The sequence below is a fragment of the Bacillus paranthracis genome (assembly GCF_001883995.1).
GTDB classification, from domain to species: Bacteria; Bacillota; Bacilli; order Bacillales; family Bacillaceae_G; genus Bacillus_A; species Bacillus_A paranthracis.
The window spans coordinates 117,227-135,597 of record NZ_MACE01000049.1; the positions used below are offsets into that span (position 1 = coordinate 117,227).

General features: G+C 36.3%; 22 protein-coding genes. 4 read left to right on the plus strand and 18 right to left on the minus strand.

What is annotated here, in order from left to right; translation table 11 throughout:
• Nucleotides 1-38 precede the first annotated feature (38 nt).
• Both BAQ46_RS17570 and BAQ46_RS17575 read right to left on the minus strand, forming a co-directional pair.
• Entirely contained in the window at nt 39-221 is a 183-nt protein-coding gene (locus BAQ46_RS17570; RefSeq protein ID WP_071742245.1) for a hypothetical protein, read from the minus strand.
• A complete protein-coding gene (locus tag BAQ46_RS17575) occupies nt 218-520 on the minus strand; it encodes a hypothetical protein (RefSeq protein WP_071742246.1) in 303 nt (100 codons plus the stop codon). Before BAQ46_RS17575 ends, BAQ46_RS17570 begins: the two co-directional genes overlap by 4 nt.
• Before the next feature lie 182 nt (nt 521-702).
• On the opposite strand from BAQ46_RS17575, the gene BAQ46_RS17580 reads away from it, so the two are divergent.
• The 3 genes from BAQ46_RS17580 to BAQ46_RS31090 all read left to right on the plus strand — a co-directional run bounded on the left by BAQ46_RS17580 (nt 703) and on the right by BAQ46_RS31090 (nt 2,639).
• On the plus strand, nt 703-903 hold the full coding sequence (locus BAQ46_RS17580) for a helix-turn-helix transcriptional regulator (protein ID WP_071742247.1): 201 nt from the start codon (nt 703-705) through the stop codon (nt 901-903).
• A 40-nt stretch (nt 904-943) separates the two neighbouring features.
• Complete coding sequence (locus BAQ46_RS17585; protein ID WP_071742248.1) at nt 944-1,408, plus strand: restriction endonuclease; 465 nt, start codon at nt 944-946, stop codon at nt 1,406-1,408.
• Between the two features lie 136 nt (nt 1,409-1,544).
• The gene (locus tag BAQ46_RS31090; protein ID WP_249024555.1) at nt 1,545-2,639 is read left to right on the plus strand and encodes a hypothetical protein; all 1,095 of its coding nucleotides are present in this window, start codon (nt 1,545-1,547) and stop codon (nt 2,637-2,639) included.
• A gap of 39 nt (nt 2,640-2,678) precedes the next feature.
• Here the strand turns inward: BAQ46_RS31090 and BAQ46_RS17595 are convergent, their stop codons facing one another.
• The gene (locus BAQ46_RS17595; protein ID WP_071742249.1) at nt 2,679-4,688 is read right to left on the minus strand and encodes a P-loop NTPase fold protein; all 2,010 of its coding nucleotides are present in this window, start codon (nt 4,686-4,688) and stop codon (nt 2,679-2,681) included.
• Nucleotides 4,689-4,926: 238 nt separating this feature from the next.
• Between BAQ46_RS17595 and BAQ46_RS31095 the strand changes: the two genes are divergently transcribed.
• Nucleotides 4,927-5,571: a sodium:proton exchanger gene (locus BAQ46_RS31095; protein ID WP_116777245.1), complete on the plus strand. Its 645-nt coding sequence runs from the start codon at nt 4,927-4,929 to the stop codon at nt 5,569-5,571.
• Between the two features lie 37 nt (nt 5,572-5,608).
• On the opposite strand, the gene BAQ46_RS17610 is transcribed toward BAQ46_RS31095, so the two are convergent.
• The 15 genes from BAQ46_RS17610 to BAQ46_RS17675 all read right to left on the minus strand — a co-directional run bounded on the left by BAQ46_RS17610 (nt 5,609) and on the right by BAQ46_RS17675 (nt 18,363).
• Nucleotides 5,609-6,679: an N-acetylmuramoyl-L-alanine amidase gene (locus BAQ46_RS17610; protein ID WP_071742251.1), complete on the minus strand. Its 1,071-nt coding sequence runs from the start codon at nt 6,677-6,679 to the stop codon at nt 5,609-5,611.
• On the minus strand, nt 6,676-6,879 hold the full coding sequence (locus tag BAQ46_RS17615; protein ID WP_071742252.1) for a hypothetical protein: 204 nt from the start codon (nt 6,877-6,879) through the stop codon (nt 6,676-6,678). The genes BAQ46_RS17610 and BAQ46_RS17615 overlap by 4 nt, the downstream gene beginning before the upstream one ends.
• A gap of 1 nt (nt 6,880) precedes the next feature.
• A complete protein-coding gene (locus BAQ46_RS17620; protein ID WP_071742253.1) occupies nt 6,881-7,114 on the minus strand; it encodes a hemolysin XhlA family protein in 234 nt (77 codons plus the stop codon).
• A 36-nt stretch (nt 7,115-7,150) separates the two neighbouring features.
• On the minus strand, nt 7,151-7,297 hold the full coding sequence (locus tag BAQ46_RS30730; RefSeq protein ID WP_169823866.1) for a hypothetical protein: 147 nt from the start codon (nt 7,295-7,297) through the stop codon (nt 7,151-7,153).
• Between the two features lie 20 nt (nt 7,298-7,317).
• Nucleotides 7,318-7,719: a hypothetical protein gene (locus BAQ46_RS17625; protein WP_071742254.1), complete on the minus strand. Its 402-nt coding sequence runs from the start codon at nt 7,717-7,719 to the stop codon at nt 7,318-7,320.
• A gap of 12 nt (nt 7,720-7,731) precedes the next feature.
• Nucleotides 7,732-9,105, minus strand: coding sequence for an NHL repeat-containing protein (locus BAQ46_RS17630; protein ID WP_071742255.1), 1,374 nt, complete (start codon nt 9,103-9,105; stop codon nt 7,732-7,734).
• Nucleotides 9,102-10,670, minus strand: a complete 1,569-nt coding sequence (locus BAQ46_RS17635; protein ID WP_071742256.1) for a hypothetical protein — start codon at nt 10,668-10,670, stop codon at nt 9,102-9,104. Before BAQ46_RS17635 ends, BAQ46_RS17630 begins: the two co-directional genes overlap by 4 nt.
• 4 nt (nt 10,671-10,674) lie before the next feature.
• The gene (locus BAQ46_RS17640; protein ID WP_071742257.1) at nt 10,675-11,247 is read right to left on the minus strand and encodes a putative phage tail protein; all 573 of its coding nucleotides are present in this window, start codon (nt 11,245-11,247) and stop codon (nt 10,675-10,677) included.
• Complete coding sequence (locus BAQ46_RS17645) at nt 11,234-12,379, minus strand: baseplate J/gp47 family protein (protein ID WP_071742258.1); 1,146 nt, start codon at nt 12,377-12,379, stop codon at nt 11,234-11,236. The genes BAQ46_RS17640 and BAQ46_RS17645 overlap by 14 nt, the downstream gene beginning before the upstream one ends.
• Nucleotides 12,376-12,831: a DUF2634 domain-containing protein gene (locus BAQ46_RS17650; protein ID WP_071742259.1), complete on the minus strand. Its 456-nt coding sequence runs from the start codon at nt 12,829-12,831 to the stop codon at nt 12,376-12,378. Before BAQ46_RS17650 ends, BAQ46_RS17645 begins: the two co-directional genes overlap by 4 nt.
• On the minus strand, nt 12,818-13,264 hold the full coding sequence (locus tag BAQ46_RS17655) for a hypothetical protein (RefSeq protein WP_071742260.1): 447 nt from the start codon (nt 13,262-13,264) through the stop codon (nt 12,818-12,820). Before BAQ46_RS17655 ends, BAQ46_RS17650 begins: the two co-directional genes overlap by 14 nt.
• Nucleotides 13,265-13,272: 8 nt before the next feature.
• Nucleotides 13,273-14,262 carry an XkdQ/YqbQ family protein gene (locus tag BAQ46_RS17660; RefSeq protein WP_071742261.1) on the minus strand — a complete coding sequence of 330 codons (990 nt, stop codon included), beginning with the start codon at nt 14,260-14,262 and terminating at the stop codon, nt 13,273-13,275.
• Nucleotides 14,263-14,273: 11 nt separating this feature from the next.
• Nucleotides 14,274-14,921 carry an SH3 domain-containing protein gene (locus tag BAQ46_RS17665; RefSeq protein ID WP_071742262.1) on the minus strand — a complete coding sequence of 216 codons (648 nt, stop codon included), beginning with the start codon at nt 14,919-14,921 and terminating at the stop codon, nt 14,274-14,276.
• Nucleotides 14,918-17,227: a phage tail tape measure protein gene (locus BAQ46_RS17670; protein ID WP_071742263.1), complete on the minus strand. Its 2,310-nt coding sequence runs from the start codon at nt 17,225-17,227 to the stop codon at nt 14,918-14,920. The genes BAQ46_RS17665 and BAQ46_RS17670 overlap by 4 nt, the downstream gene beginning before the upstream one ends.
• Nucleotides 17,228-17,442: 215 nt before the next feature.
• A complete protein-coding gene (locus tag BAQ46_RS17675) occupies nt 17,443-18,363 on the minus strand; it encodes a DUF2726 domain-containing protein (protein ID WP_071742264.1) in 921 nt (306 codons plus the stop codon).
• Between the last annotated feature and the right edge of the window lie 8 nt (nt 18,364-18,371).

The window sequence follows — 18,371 nt, forward strand, 5'->3', positions numbered from 1 at the left end:
GACCTGTAAAAGTCCTACAATTCCAGGTTGGTATTCCCTTATAGAAACGCGAAAAGAACATAACGTAGAAGATACAAGAACGAGCCTGTGAGCGTTGAGTACATGGTCATTCGTGGAAGCCAATGTGGAACACTCTGCCCCATTTTTTCTGCGACCTTCATCGTAATCACTGACAAGCCAGTTGCCGTCCATACCACTACTGCTTCACCAACGATTGTCATTTGAATCCCTCTTTTCGAATGAGTTGTAATCCCTTCGGTGTCATAACCGGTTGATACTCATTAATGACATCTCCCCAATCAAGCACTTCATCCTCATCTTCATATAAATCATCCATAATATCTTTTGATAAACGGTAATAGCCTTTGTACTCACGATTATTAAAAACCTCATGTCTTTCCATATGGTCCACAATTGTATTTATTTCTTTTTTACCACTTGAATCCTTATACATACTTCTTAATTCTTTTGATGGATACAGGTAAGGCGTTTCATTTAAATGTGAATATTGCCAACGCATTTGCGCCCTCTCCCCTCTTGGTGTCCTTGATTCCACTTGGTATTCCTCGTGGTCTTGATATAGGTATATGACCTGGAAAATCATTTTTGCACGTCCACCACAACTTTTTTCTGGTTAGCTTGTACTTTTTATAAAGGACTTTATTTTTCTGTATAGAAAATAATTTCTAGAGGTGAGTGTATATGAATTTTAAATGTAGACTTAAAATCATTTTTGCTGAATTAGATATTAAGCAAAGCGACTTTGCAAAACGTATCGGAGTTGACGACTCCACTCTAAGTGCCATTGTTCGTAATCGTACTAAACCTCGCTTCGATACAGCGTATTTAATTTGCAAAGAGCTTGGTAAACCAATCGAGGAAATCTGGACCTTAGAAGATTAAATAAATATCGGCTGGACATACTCATACTGAGGTGAATTGCATGATTTGGGCAATAGCATTGCTTGGAATTGTTTTTCTCGTCGGTTATATAATGAGAAGTCCACACGTAACACCTGAAGAAATTAGAACCGAGCGAATCAAAAGAACTGCAACTCGTAGTAATTTAGAAGTAATGGATCCGAGGGAATTTGAATATTTTGTAGCTGACGTCTTCCGTTCTCTTGGTTATACAGTCCAGGTTACTTCTGGTTCTAACGATGGCGGAAAAGACATTATCCTTTATAAAGATAACGAAATGAAATTTGTTGAGGTAAAGCGCTATACGAAAAACTCCATTGGCAGGCCGTTTATTCAGAAGCTTCATAGCGCTATCGTGGATGCTGATGCTGTTGGAGGGTATTTCGTTACATTGAGCAACTTCAATACGAACGCACGGCAATATGCTGCGAATAAAAATATTGAGTTAATTGATGGCGATAAGCTCATTCATATGATGAATTCATGAAGCTAGCTCTTTTAAAGAGTTGGCTTTTTTCTTACATAAATCTTTTTATCGATAAACTTTTTGTAAAATATCGGATAAGTATTTGCTATACTTAATTAACGGAATAAACATAATACTATACAAGGGGATGCAAACAATGAGCGACAAAAAGAAAAAAACAAGTGTAGATACACTAGCTAAACAAGCTGTAGAAAAGCTTTATAAAGAACAATATGATACGATTCCAATTATTTCATCATGCAACTATCCAAAAATCGGAACAGGCTATGCTGCGGTAACTAATAAACAAATTGAAATTTTTAAATATGATAAATCAAAACAAAAAATATCAACACTTAATACCTACATACTTAATGACTATCAGCATGTAACGGCAGACCACTATGCTCTAAAAACAGTTTTTAATTTTGATACTGGAACGAGATCTCCATTTGTTTTTATCCCTGTAGAGAATGGGAAACAAATTGAATCCCTTTTCCGTACTCAAACACATTTGACAGTCACATCTTTACGAAGAAAATGGTATAAAAAAATACTTGGATTCCGTTCGGGAAAAGCATGGAAGATGGTTGTTGCTTGTTTCTTTTACTTTATGTTTTTTGGAACCATCTTTAATTTAGTTACAGGTAACGGAAATACAGCAAAAGAAAATACATCTTCTCAAACCGCATCAGCTGATATTGAAAAGCAAAAAGAGAAAGAAAGAAAAGAAGCAATCGAAAAGGTTCAAAAAGAGGAAAAAGAAAAAGCTGCCGAAGAGAAAAAAAAGCAAGAGAAAGAAGTTACAACCACCGCTCCACCTGTAGAGAAAAAAGAAGAATCACTTGAGGAAAAAGTAAAAAAAGTGGTAAGTAAAAAATTCGGTGAAAAGAAAGTTGAATCTGTTCAAATAAATGATAATTTAGGCACTGAAGACCCTGATGATAAAATTGTATTAATTACTGCCGAAGGCAAAGAAAACTTAACCAATAACATGACGAAAAAAGGCATGTGGATGGATACCAAAGACATGCTAAAAGATTTTACTAAAGAAAAAGAAATAAGTGAAATAGCATTCTTCTATAAATACCCAATGGTAGATGTATACGGCAACAAGAAAAATGATACTATTATGAAATTAACCTTTGATCGGGCTACATTAGATAAAATCAACTTTGATAATTTCTTAACCGATAATGTCCCTAAAATTGCGAAGGATTATTGGCAACATCCTGCTATAGATAAGAAATAAAACCGACTCATATGAGCCGGTTTTTATTTTATTACATTATCAAGTTGATTGACTGATACTATTTATACGATTTACCTTATTTTCAAATCCTTTAATTTCATCTACTAATTTCATTAATAAGACTAATCTAGGTGTCATTTCTCGTGAACTAATTTCATCATTCAATCTACACTTTATTATCCTTAAATTTGGTAATTCCATTTGTAGATTACTATTATGATTATCATCAACTAATTTCATTCTTTGTTCTATTAAAAATCTAACAGTATTAATATCTTCTGCTGATAAATCGATTATATTGGCATACATTTCTTCTGGATCACAATAAGCAAAAAACGGATTATACAAATAATATTCTTTCATCTTCATGAAAAATTTATGAAAATCAGTTCGCATTAATTCTAATAACAACTGTACCTGTATTTTTTCTTTTTTCACTTTCAAACCATTATTTATCTCAATTATCTTGTCTTTAAATTCAGCAAGATGTATGTCATCCCTATCTTCTTCCACATAAAACATAAAATAGTTAAATTCAGTATATTCTCCGTTTTCTGCAGCTTTTTTTAAACCCTCCATTAATTCCTGTTTTATATCCATAATATTTTTAGAGATTATTTTTTCTCTTGTAAAATAGTCATACATTTTGTACGCACTAAAATACAAAGCGAAATGCAATTCTCCATTTACTAATTTATTGTACGTAGTTTTTTCGCTTTGCCAAAATTCATTATCAGATAAATTCCAAAATGAGCCTTTAATAAAGTCTTCATGTGGGTCTTTACTTTTGATTCCTTCTAGTTCTAATTTAAAACTATCCATCTCTTCATTAAATAACTCTTTGTTAAATATCCCCTTCCTTATTAGTACTTCAGCAAATTTAAAAAATTTCCTTTGATAGGATGTACTTTGACCATTATAATATTTCCATCGAAATTGCTCTATGAATTTCTTTCCTTTTGTACCTAATATACCAGATAGACCCATGCTCGTAATAAAATCATCATGTGAAATAATCTCTTCTAGTTCTTCATTGTTTGGCATATTGGTTTTTATTGCAAATGAAGCTGCCAATACAAATTTTAATATCGATTGAAGCATCATATTTATCTCATAACCATCTTCTTTACAATGTTGATAAATTAATTCAAAATCTTCAAGTGCTTGTTTTAAAACCCTAATATTCTTACTATTACTTTCCCTGTATGTATCTTCAATTATAGTTAAATTATCCTCAAGAAACTTTTGTAGATCCTGTTTTTCATTTGATGTTTGAACTACTATATTTTCTATAAGAACTTTTTCATCTAATTGAAGTGTTAATGTTTTACCTATAAGCTTTTCTTTTATCCTTTTATATTCGTTCTTCTTTTGAAATAAGTCTTTTAAATTACGTGTAATTAAATCATTTATAGGTATCTGTTTTGGTTCTGAATCAGAGGCGCTTTTCTGATCGAACTCCCCTTTCATATCCGTATAAAAACAAGTTGTTAACATCTTAAGTTCAGCATTTTTATCATTTAATTTTGCTTCTATTTCATTTTCATTAGCAATCAAAATAACCTTTATACCGTCATGTTCCACAAAGTTATTTATATAGCCTAATATTTCATTAACATCAATGTTTGCTCTTTCTAAATCATCAAAACACAACACGGTATTGGTATAATCAAAAAACTGGTCAAAATCTATTTTAGGTAATGGCATTTCTTTAACAAACGGTATTTCAACGCTTTTCAGAATTCCAAAAGTAGCTTTTGCTAACTCCGTCATTCTCCCGCCCCATTTACTCTCATTAAGTTTCTGAACATTTCCCCATCTACCTAAGGCAATCCTTTTACTGATTTCTTCTGTACTGTTAATACCATATAATGACACATAAATAGTTTTTTTCTCTATTTTTTCTTTTAATACATTTTCCCAGAAATATGTTTTCCCACTCCCCCATTTCCCATTTAACAAAATGGCATAACTTGTTTTATCCCTTTTTATGTAATCCAATATACTATCAATTATATACTGCATAGATTCACCTGATGGTGTTTGCATTTAACACTCCCCCTAATTTATTGCTAAATATACTTTGCATTATCATATCATTATATCAACAATTTTAAAGATATAATTATATTTGTTCTCCGTTGTTGGGCTATACTTTATAGTTTTGGGGTGCACTTCAAAATGGGATGGTCTTTTCTATTTATGTCTTAAACAACTATACTCTATTGTCCAAGCTTCCCTCCTACTCTTCGCATAGCATGTACTAAAAAGGAGGTACGTGCTTAATATGTCAAACTATTATTACGACGGTTCACATAAGTGCTATCGGAAAAAACATAAAAAATGCGACTGTGATTGTCATTGTGAACCTCGCTATCAAACGTATACATCCGGCCCTCTATTCCGTAATGCAGACACTGATTTCATTCAAGTTTCTGCACTTAATCAAACAGACGAGCCACAAACTGTAACTATAGCGGTGCAGAATTACCAAGATACTTGTGATGGTGATGTATACCCTTCTTATGGATACCTTTGTGGGGAATTAATTAACGATGATGATAACGGAAATGGTAACGGTGGTTCAGATGTTACTACGCGCAATGGAGGATGTATCTATTGTGAGCCTGAAGGAGTAACTCCCTTTGTTGGACCAGTTACATTTACGATTCCACCACGGCAGTTGTTTAGCATAAGGGTGTTTGCACCACAAGAACCAACAATACCGCAAGAGCCGATTTACGTAGTTCGGGTGACGAAACCGGTAGATCCGATTAGGCCGACTGATCCTACCCTTCCGACCGACCCTCTCTCGCCAGTTACCATAAACACATGGGGTATTAGCTTCGCAGGTGTGATTCAGCAAGGGAATACGGTGTTGAATGGGCAGTTTACCCCAGGTGATCCGTTTCGTCCAACTGATCCTGTTTAATACAAAATAAATAAAAAAAGCCGTCAAATGACGGCTTTTATTTTTGTTTCACATACACATAGGCTTCACTTGCAGTAATATAATACGTTTTACCTTTACTATTGTGCACTTTATATTGCGGGGATCCATTTACGTTTGTTTTTGCGTCAATTGTAAAACCTAAACCTGCATCTACAGAACCAGCAACATCTTTATCTTGCCAAGATGGAGCATCGTAGAATCGCAGGTTATTAACTTTAGAAACAACGCGTTTACCTACAATAGAAGAATCCACTGTGCTTTTCTTACTAAACTTCACGTAAGATGGATCATTTTTAATCCATTGCTCACCGCCAAGGTTTAACCAACTATCTTTTTCAGCCCATACAACATAAGCTTCTGGTTTGTTTAACTGACGAATCTTAGAATAGCTTGTACCAGGTCCTTTACGTAAGTTAACGTTGTAACCTTCAATATAAGCAATACCATCTGTTACAGCTGTTGGAACCTCCGCTGGTTTAGATGGTTTCTCTGGCACGGAAACTTCCACGTTAGAGTTATTGTATGCTCGTTGCACATCAGCGCGGAATTGAGCTTCTGAAACACCATGAGACTTTAAGTAATCAAGTGGGTCTTCATGATCTGTACCACCAAGATATTTCGTCACATCGTAGTGAGTCCACAATCCTTTTTCTACTGATATTCCGCGGTCACGTAAGATTTTAGCTAATAACTTAACGTATTTATCATAGCTGCGTTTAAATTTCTCATAATCTCTTGTTTCGCATAATTCTACGTGAACAAATCGTTTATTAGCTCCTGGTCCTGCACCATAAGCAATGTATTTCGTATCAGCAATTTGGATTGTTTCGTTCCAATCAACTGCGTAATGTACAAATGCTGAGCGCCATGTACGAGATTCGTATTTTTGAATATTAATAGCCGGAGCCTCTGGAGTTGCTGTACTATGCGCCACAACGCCTTCATAAGCACCTACGCCATAGCGGTATGACTGCTTTGGTAAATCAGGAATAATAAGCGTTCTATCAGCAAAAGCTCCTGTAGCAAAACTTAACAGGAGCAATAGAGTCATAAATACAGAGGTAGCTAGTTTGATTGATTTTTTCATTCAGCATCTGCTCCTTTTTCTTCATGATCTGTCCAAATACCAAGTGAGACACCTACTGTAAATACATAGGGGAGCAATTCTTCAAGAAAGTTCTTTGCTTCAGGCATTCCGATTTTCGTAAATAAAAATCCAACCAATGAAAAAACCGCAACCCAGGTACGCCAGTTGCGGAATCGTTTTTTTATATTCTCTTTTGACATATTACATGCCACCCTTCATTAGTAATCCCAATAAACCAGCTACAATTGCCCCTATAATAATTCGCAGAATCCAAGTGGTATTGGCGCTGATTTTATCAAGAAGCTTATTTATATTTACAATGTCCTTCTCATTGACTGTAGTACGTGTTTCTAGATTACGAATATCACGCTGCATATCTTTCTGGTCTAATTTAATTTGTTGGATCTCTTGCTTTAACTCTTGAATTTCTTGCATTAGTTCAGCTCCTTTTTTTCAAAATAAAAAAGCCCACTATTGTGCGCTATCCGTAATTAAATCTGCTCTTCCATTGTCGGTTAGGTATTTATCGATTCTATCTTTGTAAGTCTTCATCTTTACGATAATAAATGTATACGTAAACACTTCGTCAATCACTCTTTGCGCCATGTATTCAGCCATTCTACATCCGCTCCTTTTTATTAAATGCTTGCAATGATTAATTCATCTAAAGCCTTTTGCATCAACACTTGTTGCTCATTTAACGCCTTCAATTCTTCCTTATCTGGGCTGTTAATAATAATTTCATCTAATGCTTGTTGCATTAATTCCTGTTGTTTTTTAAGTACTATTAATGCGTCTGCGTTAGAATCATCCACTTGGATAACTTCCCACTCGTAATAAAAAGAATTCTCCTGCTTATTGTAGTAAACACGGCCGATTCGATTCCCTTCGATTTTGTCACTTGGTATTTCGCCATTATATAAAATCCAACCTTGTTTAATGGCATCTTGTGCGTTTTTTGCGAATCCGTTTAATTCATCTAATGGCATTAGATGCCTACTTACAACTAGCCCTTTTTCATTTGCAATAAATGCTTGCATTCACTTCACTCCTTACTCCCATAAAAACGGGAATGCTCCATACGGACTTTGATCTACAACTAATGTTTTTACAGAATCAACTGTAATCGGGTAAGTCCACACGATTTGTCCAGCAGATGAAATTTTCTTAATTGAATCTTTGAAAGCTGCAAAGACATTTCCTGTTTTATCAACAGTAATATCTTTTATATCACCTGGTACAGACCAAGTAACTTTTAAATCTGTCCCCATTTTGACGAGCTGACTAGATAAACCCGCTCCATCGGTATGAAGTGCATATAAATTTTTATATTGATCAAGAGTAGTGCGTAAAATCGCTACTACATTGGTAGCAGCTGTAGCTACCTCTTTACCATTTGGATCAATCTTTTTAAATGTAGCTATTTGATTACCGGCTGTATTCATAAATGTATAAATAAACCCTTGACTATCTATAGATAGATTGGGGGCTTTATTTGAAGCAAAAGAGTAATTCCAAATATCTTTTCCGCCAGGGGAAACCTTTTTGATTTGACTACCACCAGAAGAATAACTGATATATACATTTCCGGTTACGTCTACAATGATATCCTCCAAGAAATCCGTTTGGTTAATTTCCCAAATTCTTTCTCCATCAGGAGTAAACCTCAATAACTGCCTAATATCATTAAATGCATAAATGTATCCATCTTTATCTACTGCTAATCGTTGAATACTCCTACTGTAACTTTTAGACCATATTACTTGTCCTGTAGGGGATATCTTTTTAATTTCACCTATAGTGGCCGCTACGTTCGGTGCTCCAGAAGCGCTGTAGATATATCCATTTTTATCAACTACTACATCGTTAACAGCACCAATATGGTTATTGACAGACCAAACTTCTTTCCCTGTATCTGGTGCAATCTTTTTAACCATTTTATCGGTTGTTCCAATGTATACGCTAAGCTCTAAATTGCTAAAGCTTCGCCAACTTACACCATCCCAATATTGGCCGATTAACCATTCCCATTTCCCGTTTTTGTAAATACGGGATGTACCAAGCAACGAGTAGACTTGCATAAACTTGTTTTTTAAGACATTGATTTTGCTAGAATCCATTGAACTAATGAAATTCTCTCTTGAATACTCGATGTTAATTTCTTTTTTGTTTGAGAACACTTTAAGCGCTCGTTCTAACATGAATTTAATGTCAATATCGTAAAGACTGATCCACAACGTTCCCTCCACTTTTGGTGGCTCCAATCCATATTCTCGGAATACAGTTTTGGTCGCTGGTGTAGCAGACTTAATCCATACTGTACCTTTATCTTTTGTTGTTGGCTCAGTGTTTTGGACAAATACTTTTACTGCTCGTACCAATCCAAGGTTTGCCCCACCAATACCATGTTCTTCTAAGAAACTCATCGTGGCACCGCCTTTACAAAATCACCGTCTTCATCGTATTTTAAATCAAATATTTTTGTTTTGTATGCTACTCCATCTTTATAATAAGTAACGGTACGAACAAGGTAATTTCCATCTGCATCAGGACTAGATAGAACAGAACGTTTCCAAAGCTTTCCGTCTTCTTGCGTTTCCTCGTAAGTTGTGAAAATACCATTCTCATCTTTTCCACTTCGAGATGGAGTTTTTTCTTCTGCATCACTTATAGTTAAAGCTCTCTCGCCTTTTACTTTTAAACCTGCTACACTCACTTCACCAGTCACTAAGGACATAGACAGCTCTTTAGACCAATCAACTGCCCCATCTACCCGTGGTCCGACTGCCCATTTTGTTTGACTTAAATTTATTACAGAAACTATACCATTCTTGCCATCAGAAGATTGCTGCTGAATATTGTGTCTGAAAGTCATTTCTCCTGTAGCAGTGTCTCCTGATTTCTTTAACACGTTTGTCTCGCATAAAATTTCTAAAGTGTTTCTATCTCTGAAGTATTTATATACTCCCTTGGTATCTGCCCAGTTATACAACCCTACATCACCATTAGGGTCAAAGTAGAATCCTATTTGTCTAACACCGTCTTTTGTAGATTTGAGTGCTTTTGTAGATGAAGATACATCAAAGTTTAAATCTGCTGACATGGTGTCCCCTGTTTTCTTTAGGAGATTCGTATCAGCAGTGACATTAAAGATGTCATTATCTCCATGGTATTCCCAAACGGCTTTGTTGTTCTTTGTAGACCATAACCCTAGACGATTACCGCCACTGTTGGCGTATAGCTTAACATACTCTGTATCGTTTCCGTCTCTCCAAGTTATGTTTCGTTCTCCACCTGCTTTAAACCTGATATTATCTGTAGTAGTTATAAGACCTGTTATGGTATCTCCTGTTGATTTAACTAAATTCGTAATACCCGCGTTGAGATTGAATGTATTGGTTGTTGGGTAGTAAACAAAAATACTTTTTGCGTTCGCTTGATCGTATACCACGAATTCGCCCGCGTTGTTCGTACCCATTGATATATAGTCCGCGTTATCTTGTTGCCATCTTATAGAACGTGCTTTTGTCGCTGCCGGGAAATTCATGTTAATGTTGCTATTCATCGTTAACGATCCACTCATATTATCTCCTGTTTTCTTTAGGAGGTTTGTATTTTGAGCATGTAAAGTAAAGACATTATCCTTCCAAGACCATATATCCATTCCTAAACGGTAATCTCTTAAAGAGAACGTGTTCGTAGCTAGTACGTTTCTCATAGCGATTAAGTCACTTGCTCCTGTACCTACTTTAAAGGACAAAGCTCTCTCCCCTGCAGAGCCGTCTAAGGTAAGATTACCTGTCATGGTGTCGCCTGATTTAGCAACCTTTTTTGCTAAGTTGTCATCAATTTCTTTTTTCGCTGTATCAAAATCACACTGCAGCATTACCAATCTATCGATGTCTTCAAATATTTTATTTAAAGCTGCTCTATTTACATATTCATTGCCAAGTGGCAATGCAAGTTTTAACCGATTTGTTAAGCTAGGCACATTCTCACACCTTTCTATACGTTTCTAGTTGATCCCAAGTTAGTTTAAGAGCATCTAATTGATCCCACGTATACTTGTAGCTTTCAAGTTCATCCCATGTTAGATATGTGAATACAAATTTCACATCTAAATGAGCAGGAATGATTTCTCTTAAAGCTAATTGGATGTCATCAATATTAGGCGGAATACCAAATTTACTCGCAAATGTAATTGTGACAGTGTAATTTGGTATATCTTGCTTTACATCCACTTCGCCATACTCAAATGACTCTGCTACTTTCTTAATCAGCATTAGCCTTGTGGAACCAGTACTTCGCATTTTACTTTTCACAACTGATTTTCGTTGTTCTAACGGTTTTCTACTATCAATCTGTATACCAAATTCAAATTCCCAATCGTCAATGGACCAAGTAGCTGTATCGATATCAAACTGCAAACGTACATCTTCAAATTCCTGATTTTCTTCAATGGCAGTTTCCGCACTAATCTGCATGAGATTCACAAATAAATCCGAATCTCGGTACTCCTTCATGGAATCATTGAGAAACGCTTCTACTAATGCATCACGTTCCTTCATAGAAAATCACATCTCCAAGTACTGCAATTTGACCAGATTGAATGGTGACATCTTTCTGCTCACCGTTCATTAATAGCCTGTTTACTCGAATAAGTTGCATTACGTCTACTGCCACAGAACCTACTTTTAAATAACTAATTTGATAAGGCTCTTTTAATATGGATTGTTTACGAGCATTCTCACGCCAATACAGGCGATTGGTAAATTTAAAGTATTCATTTATACCTTCAATTAACTGTTGCTTTAAAGCTTCTGCTTCTTGTTTTGAAGAAACATATACAGCTAGATTCACTTTTACTGGGATAGCTGCAACAACAGATACAGAAGCGCCAATCGGTGCCTGTCCTTCGCCCATTTCGTTAGAAGGAGCAATATAATCCTGTACCTTTTTCACCAATTCTGGTGAAGCAGGAGAGAAGCTTGTATTACATACGGATAATTGAACCGTACCTTTGCCTTTTGCAACAGGAAAAACTAATACACCACCTACATCCGGCACACTAAGTGACCAGCGAATGTAATCACCGATATTTCCAGAGTTAGAAGATTCACGCAGCCATGTAAAATAGCGTGATCGTAAATCCTCATCGTTTTCTTTCTCTTCTCCACCAGTGATTTTCTCTACATTCGTAACATTTGAGACGCCAAATACTGCTTCAATTAATTCAATTGTGTTTTCGGAAGTATTTCCGATTAAACCAGGAATTACAGCTTCAATTTCAACTATTGTATTACCATTCGGGCCAATAACCGCATCTGCTAATTGTGTATATTCGATAATCTTATTATCTAAGTCATATCGAACCGCAACATACACAGAGCCTTTAGCTAGCTTTGTGCCCTCATTCCCTGAAACAGTGACTTTCCCCTTTGCTTTTTTAGCAGGATAGCGTTTTAAAGGGGTCCTCGATTCTACAACTGCATCCAAATCATCACCAGTAGCATATTGAGCGAACCTTGTGTGATACCATTTCTTAAATTCTTCACGCTGTTCCGAACGAACAATTGATAAAGGCTTTAAAACATCATAAATAAAGCCGCCTTCTCGCTTGTCCCATCGTTTATCTACTTGATTTAATGCACGATTAAAAATTTCTTGTTCCGTTTCATTCCACCACGCAGGAGCTGTCATACTTTCACTTCCCTTCTTACCGGAACGTCACCGTATATTGTATAGACGGTATAGGAAGCTATATAAGCATCTTTTTCGCCTTTTGTAATTTCTATTTCACTTACATCTATAATTCTCTCGTCATAAATCAAGGAATCTCTTATTGCTTCTTTTACCCGTAAAATACGCCCCTTTTCACCAAGTTCACTATCTAGTAATACGTTACGTACCTCAGAGCCGTAATCGTCTGTATAGACTCGATAGGCACCTCTTGGGGCGCGATGAATTTTCTCGATAAGGTTTGCTATTCCTCTTTGCCCATCATCTAGAGCGACTGCTCCACTCGCATCCGTAACAAATTCACCTTTTGAAAAATCAAAAAGAGGCGTCATATACCCGACAACCTCTTCGCTTTCAAAATTATTAACTTCAGGGAGTTCCCATTCAATTCGCGGTAATTTAGGAAATTGCATACGTATTAATCACCACCCATAAAGAATTTGATGAAGGGAAGCGATTAGGAAGCAACATCACATTCGTTCCAGGGTTAAGATTCCATGGACAAAATGTTTTGGAAGCAGGATAGCGTACTTTTTCATCTGTTATCGATACATATTCCGAACCAGTATAACGGCATAGCGATACCATTTCATTGAGTGGCTTTACTACAAATTGCCGATCCGTAGCACCTGCTCCAGATATACGTTGTATTAAAACTGTTTCTCCTCTAGAAAACTTCACATTTGGCATAATAAAAAATGCACTCGGTAAAGCTTTATCGGATCCGTGTATTTGGATTGTAACGTGCGGTTCGGCTGTGATGATTTTCCCTAAAGAAAAAGAATCATCCGTTATATCTGGTCCTTGCATATGGTGTAAAATACGTTCAATTCCTCGCTTTTCCACCTTCTCACCTACCCTTCATCATTTTGTTGCGGTGGAACATACTCTTTATCTGGTAAAGCAGCTGAATGAGCAATATCCGCACTAAAAGCAACTCTATTTTTATAGATTTGATAAGCAGCTTTTTTCACATAGTATCCACCTAAAATAGTACTTGTTGGGTCCTCTAAATAAATAAAGTCCCCCGACCATATTCGCGGTTCTTCTATGCTGTGTACATGTTCGATTTGTCGTGAAACTTCCGGTAAAGTTCTTGTTCTAAGCAAACTATCTGCATAACTAATTGCAGCTGCTTCTGTTTCTCCACTGAAGTCCTCAATTGTAGAAAGAGGGCCGTATTTTCTAATAGATCCACCATCTTCTCTAAACACAAATATGTTTTTCTCTTTGTTTACAACAGCGATTCTATTCTTTACTTCCTCACCAGATACAGTCTTTTCAACGTTTGTTAATCCTGAACCTAATACTGGGATGAATTTTGCAGGTTTCCACTCGAATACCCTCAGCCCCTCAGGTTCAAATCGAATCCAATACTTCTTACCCGTTACCTTTTTACTTTCATATAAAATAACAATCAGCATTTCAAATACACTTTGAGCACTATTACTATCTAAGTACATAAGCGGGAATATCGTATTAATTTCTACTAATTCTTTAATTGGATAGTTGTATTTGCTCAATATAGAACGTATCATCTGGCTCGCTGTACGGTTTTGAAATACAAATTCATCACTAGACTTAACTAAATTAAAAAGATGGTCATAAGCAGTAACGTCAATATTACGACTCTTTGCATTTTTGTACGCTCTCACTACTCCAGCAAACCAAGTGATTCCATTAACGATTATTTGTATTGGTTTCCCGTCAATTTCATCTAATTCTTTTTTATAAATCAAAGTCATTTCCGCTTTTACTGGTCCTGACTGATAATCATCATCTAATTTGATAGGAGGAACGATAGCGTCCGTTACTACCATGTTCCCAATAATAACTTCTAACATCATTCTTCCTCCTATCTAATGTAATTTGCAGCAGCATAACCATGTAGATTTCCAGATTGAATGTATATCCATCCGGATTGTGTCTTACTGTTTCTAGCGAAGGTTACACTCGCTCCCTGTTTCAATGTCCCAATAATTTTACTGCTTTGTGACGGTGCATCACGAACTGCTAACATATGCGTACCAGTCACTTTACCATCGGTTAAAGCGTATTTGTTTAAATCATTTGAAGGTGGTCTTCTAATGTTTCCTGCCCCATCTTTAAACCCAAGTTTAATTTCACGATACTCTTTAAAAGTGATATTAAATTCGATATAACCAGGTGCATCTTTCCAGTATTCAAAGTTCTTCACTATCATTTCCCTCTTATAATTGATATCCGGAATGTTTAATAGCACGACTTCCCCGGAATCTTTTAAACCAGAAAGGAAACGAACTGATGAAAGTGGATCTTGTCTTGCTTCTTCGCCAGAAATTTTATTAAAAGAAAAAAAGGAGGTAAATGTAACCTCCTCCAGTTCCTTCCCATCAAAAAAAGGAACAACTCCTTGTCCCAATGTGTTTACTTCTTCTATTTTGGCGTCGCCACCTTTTGGCCCGACCCCTTTAGGAGTGTGGGGAAAGGTGTATTTTGCCCATTTTGTAAGGAGAAATATCATGACTCCATCACTCCTAAATTAACTTTTGTTTTTCCTGTAGATGCATCATCTAGTTTATCAGCTAGATAATTTATTACCTTCTCCGCAACTTCTGTAAATGTATCTTCATTTTCATTCATGTCTTTAGCAGTACCGCCAGAAATATGAATATGGAACTCTTTTTTTGTACTGCTCGCATTTGTTGTTTGATTTGTATTTGACTTATAAGAAGTTCCTTTTACTTCTGTAGCAAATGGAACGTTCTGCTCTTCATTTTTAGCAGCCATAGCAAACGGTGCATGTGTCTTTTCAGAAACATTTACCGCTGAATTAACAGCCATATCTGTGTTTTTTTCCATACCAAGTCCAAGACCCTCGGTGATAAATCCACCAAGCTCGATCATTAAACGAGATGGACTGTGTATATCAAAGAATCCAGTTACAGCATCTTTAATACCACCTGCAATGTTGCCTACTGCATCCCAAGCAGCTGAAGCCATAGAGGAAATACCATCAATCAAACCATTGATGATGTCTTTACCAATTTGGAATAAGTCGATCCCTTTAAACGTATCTACAATGATATTCCATATATCAACGGCTATTTGACAAGCAGCATCAAATGCAGCTTTCCATTCTCCATTGAATAGATTTGATACAACTTTAACAACGCCCTCAATTACGCTACCACCAATTTTAACTGCCGCTTTTATTAAATCGAACGCAATTTCAGTTACGCCAGACACAATCGGCATTACCGCTTGGAAAAGTCCGGACATAAATGATAGAACATTTCCTACAATCGCACTTATTGTAGAAAATGCCGTACTTACAATCGACATAATTTGCGAACCATGAGCACTCCAAAATTGAGCTAATGCTGATAGCACCGTTCTTATTATCGAACCTATTACGCTGAGAATTGTGGAAATTGTCGTCCAAATTCCGCGCCACGCCATGGACGCATACTGCATTATTTGTGTGCCGTGAGCGTTCCAAAAACTAGCTACTCCGGTTAGTACACTACGAACAACGGAACCGACTCCATTTAGTACCGTACCTACGACTGTTTTCAGTCCGTTGTAGGCTGCCGATGCATAACGCACTATTTGTTGGCCATGTTGTGACCAAAAACGAGTCATACCAGAACCAATATTACGTACCGTCGACATGATTCCGGCCATACCTTGAGTTATTGCTCCTTTTACCCCGTTTATAATTGTAATAGCACTACGGATCGTCTGTGGGGATAACCCGATGGAACTTAGTATAGATACACCTTTTCCGGTATTTCCACTAAACAACGCACCCATTCCCTTAAAGAAGCTTCCTAAGGTAGAAATTTGTTGTTTAATTTGATTTACAGCATTTCTCACACCAGTTGTCATTGTAACAAGTGGTCTCATGGCTTCAGGACCCATTCCTAAACTAGTTAGAATAGAGACTCCCTTACCTTCGTTACCAGAAAAGATTGCCTTAATTCCTGACCAAGCTGTTGTTAATACTCCTTTTATTTGGTTGACCTTCGCCAATAAGGAGTCAAATGCAGCCTTCACGCCATCAAACGCAGCGTAAACTATATTCCTAAAGGTTTCGCATTGCGACCATAGAAAAGCGATTCCAATACCTATAGCGGCGACTACTCCAATTATACTTAAAGCAGTTCCCATTACCCCTAACAATGCTCCAGAAGTCATTCCCATTGCACCAGCTAAAAGTGCAAATCCTTCAATTATTCCCGGCAAGAAACCAAGTATTAAAAGTACTGGACCTGCTAATAAGAGAAACACCCCTGTAAGAGCAAGTATTACTGTTAAGACTGTTTGTACAGGTCCTGGTAAAGCATTAAACGCATCAATTAACATGCCTAATCCATCAGCAATTACTCGGATTACTGGTATCAGCGCATTCCCCATTGAAATTTGCAGCGTTTCAAAAGAACCGGATAACTGGTTAAGCGATCCGTTTAAGTTATCTTGCATTTTCTTCGCTGTATCCGCGGCCGCTCCACCAGAATCTTGTAAGCCTTTCGTAAGCTTTTGTAATTTATCTGGACCTGCTTCAACTACCGCAAGCATTCCTGATACTGCTTCTGTACCGAAAATAGAAGATAACGCAGCTGCTTTTTGAGCATTCCCCATATCCTTTGTCGCGTTACCGACCTGACCGATAATATCATGAAAAGGAAGCATTTTACCTGACGAGTCTTGAATGGTAATACCTAAATCAGCAAGTGCGGTCCTAGCAGATTTAGGCGGATCAGACAAACGTAGTAAAGAAGCACGTAATGATGTACCTGCTTGTTCACCTTTGATACCAGAATCCAAATTGTTAACATGACGGCTCTTTATCCATCACTTCTTACGGTTTCCCGCAAGTTCGGACTATATCTTCACCTTCGTCTTAATACGTTAAGGTGGTGAGTTCTCGTGGATATTTTTCCATATAAAAAAACACTCAATCAGAGTGTTTTTACGTAGGATACTTTATCTAGTCTCTACACCTTCCTAGCGTTTCCACATAGGCTCGGCTCGGTATTATCTTAGGCATAATGGCTGAATAATTTATCTAATTCGTGTTCGATACTATTAACTGTATAAGGTATACGTATTAATGAAATCCCTTTGTTTTTACAAAATTGATTTTTGATAGAATCATTCATTTTAGTTTTTTTAAATGTTTCTAATCCGAAAACCGGTTCGAAATGTTGTCTTCCATCAAATTCTATTAAACAAATGATTTCGTTACTATCAACATTAAAAATAGCAAAATCAAAAGGAAGTGGCCGTTTATTCTTACACTCTTTTATCTTGAATTGCGTTTTAAATTTGAGTCCTTTTTCTTTAAGGTATTTAAAAATTGTATCTTCACCTTTTGAGTGATAACAAAAAGGGCATCGACAATTATGAGATAAGAACTGATTTGGTCTCATTTTAAATTCATTTCCACATTTATGATGAATGAATTTAATTTTCTCACCTTTTCCCTGATACACTTCTAAGGATTCATATTCGTCACCAACAATGTCAAAAACTTCTTTCTTAAAATCTACATTTGTTTTTTTGAATTTTTTACTTAATAACTCTTTCTTACAATTCGGACATCTTTGGTTTTGGATAACAAATGCCTTAGCCATCATAGGAAAAATTTGACCACAAATATTATGTTTGAATTCAATTTTCCCGTGAGTTGTAGTGTAATCACCTAATACCTCGTACTCACTTCCAACTAATTCAAAAACTTCTTTTTTAAAGAAAGCTGTTGTCTTCTTTAAATTCCCAGAGCATTTAGGACAACCGTAACCGTTCGTTAATGTTTCAGGAAGAGTATAATAAACGAATCCACACTTATGTTTCACTTCTATTTTTGTTCTTCTATTCACGTATTTCCCTATTATTTCAAACGAATCACCTTGAACAGTTTTCACACGATCAATAAATTCTTCATCAGATATTCTCCGCATAATAGAAA

Excerpts from the sequence above, each read along its gene's own strand:
- BAQ46_RS17580 (WP_071742247.1), top strand. The coding sequence starts at position 703 with ATGAATTTTAAATGTAGACTTAAAATCATTTTTGCTGAATTAGATATT.
- BAQ46_RS17615 (WP_071742252.1), bottom strand. The coding sequence starts at position 6,879 with ATGTCAAAAGAGAATATAAAAAAACGATTCCGCAACTGGCGTACCTGG.
- BAQ46_RS17640 (WP_071742257.1), bottom strand. The coding sequence starts at position 11,247 with ATGAAGGAACGTGATGCATTAGTAGAAGCGTTTCTCAATGATTCCATG.
- BAQ46_RS17650 (WP_071742259.1), bottom strand. The coding sequence starts at position 12,831 with ATGCAATTTCCTAAATTACCGCGAATTGAATGGGAACTCCCTGAAGTT.
- BAQ46_RS31095 (WP_116777245.1), top strand. The coding sequence starts at position 4,927 with ATGTCAAACTATTATTACGACGGTTCACATAAGTGCTATCGGAAAAAA.
- BAQ46_RS17645 (WP_071742258.1), bottom strand. The coding sequence starts at position 12,379 with ATGACAGCTCCTGCGTGGTGGAATGAAACGGAACAAGAAATTTTTAAT.
- BAQ46_RS17585 (WP_071742248.1), top strand. The coding sequence starts at position 944 with ATGATTTGGGCAATAGCATTGCTTGGAATTGTTTTTCTCGTCGGTTAT.
- BAQ46_RS17630 (WP_071742255.1), bottom strand. The coding sequence starts at position 9,105 with ATGAGTTTCTTAGAAGAACATGGTATTGGTGGGGCAAACCTTGGATTG.
- BAQ46_RS31090 (WP_249024555.1), top strand. The coding sequence starts at position 1,545 with ATGAGCGACAAAAAGAAAAAAACAAGTGTAGATACACTAGCTAAACAA.
- BAQ46_RS17570 (WP_071742245.1), bottom strand. The coding sequence starts at position 221 with ATGACAATCGTTGGTGAAGCAGTAGTGGTATGGACGGCAACTGGCTTG.
- BAQ46_RS17620 (WP_071742253.1), bottom strand. The coding sequence starts at position 7,114 with ATGCAAGAAATTCAAGAGTTAAAGCAAGAGATCCAACAAATTAAATTA.
- BAQ46_RS17595 (WP_071742249.1), bottom strand. The coding sequence starts at position 4,688 with ATGCAAACACCATCAGGTGAATCTATGCAGTATATAATTGATAGTATA.
- BAQ46_RS17665 (WP_071742262.1), bottom strand. The coding sequence starts at position 14,921 with ATGATATTTCTCCTTACAAAATGGGCAAAATACACCTTTCCCCACACT.
- BAQ46_RS17610 (WP_071742251.1), bottom strand. The coding sequence starts at position 6,679 with ATGAAAAAATCAATCAAACTAGCTACCTCTGTATTTATGACTCTATTG.
- BAQ46_RS17675 (WP_071742264.1), bottom strand. The coding sequence starts at position 18,363 with ATGCGGAGAATATCTGATGAAGAATTTATTGATCGTGTGAAAACTGTT.
- BAQ46_RS17660 (WP_071742261.1), bottom strand. The coding sequence starts at position 14,262 with ATGTTAGAAGTTATTATTGGGAACATGGTAGTAACGGACGCTATCGTT.
- BAQ46_RS30730 (WP_169823866.1), bottom strand. The coding sequence starts at position 7,297 with ATGGCTGAATACATGGCGCAAAGAGTGATTGACGAAGTGTTTACGTAT.
- BAQ46_RS17625 (WP_071742254.1), bottom strand. The coding sequence starts at position 7,719 with ATGCAAGCATTTATTGCAAATGAAAAAGGGCTAGTTGTAAGTAGGCAT.
- BAQ46_RS17575 (WP_071742246.1), bottom strand. The coding sequence starts at position 520 with ATGCGTTGGCAATATTCACATTTAAATGAAACGCCTTACCTGTATCCA.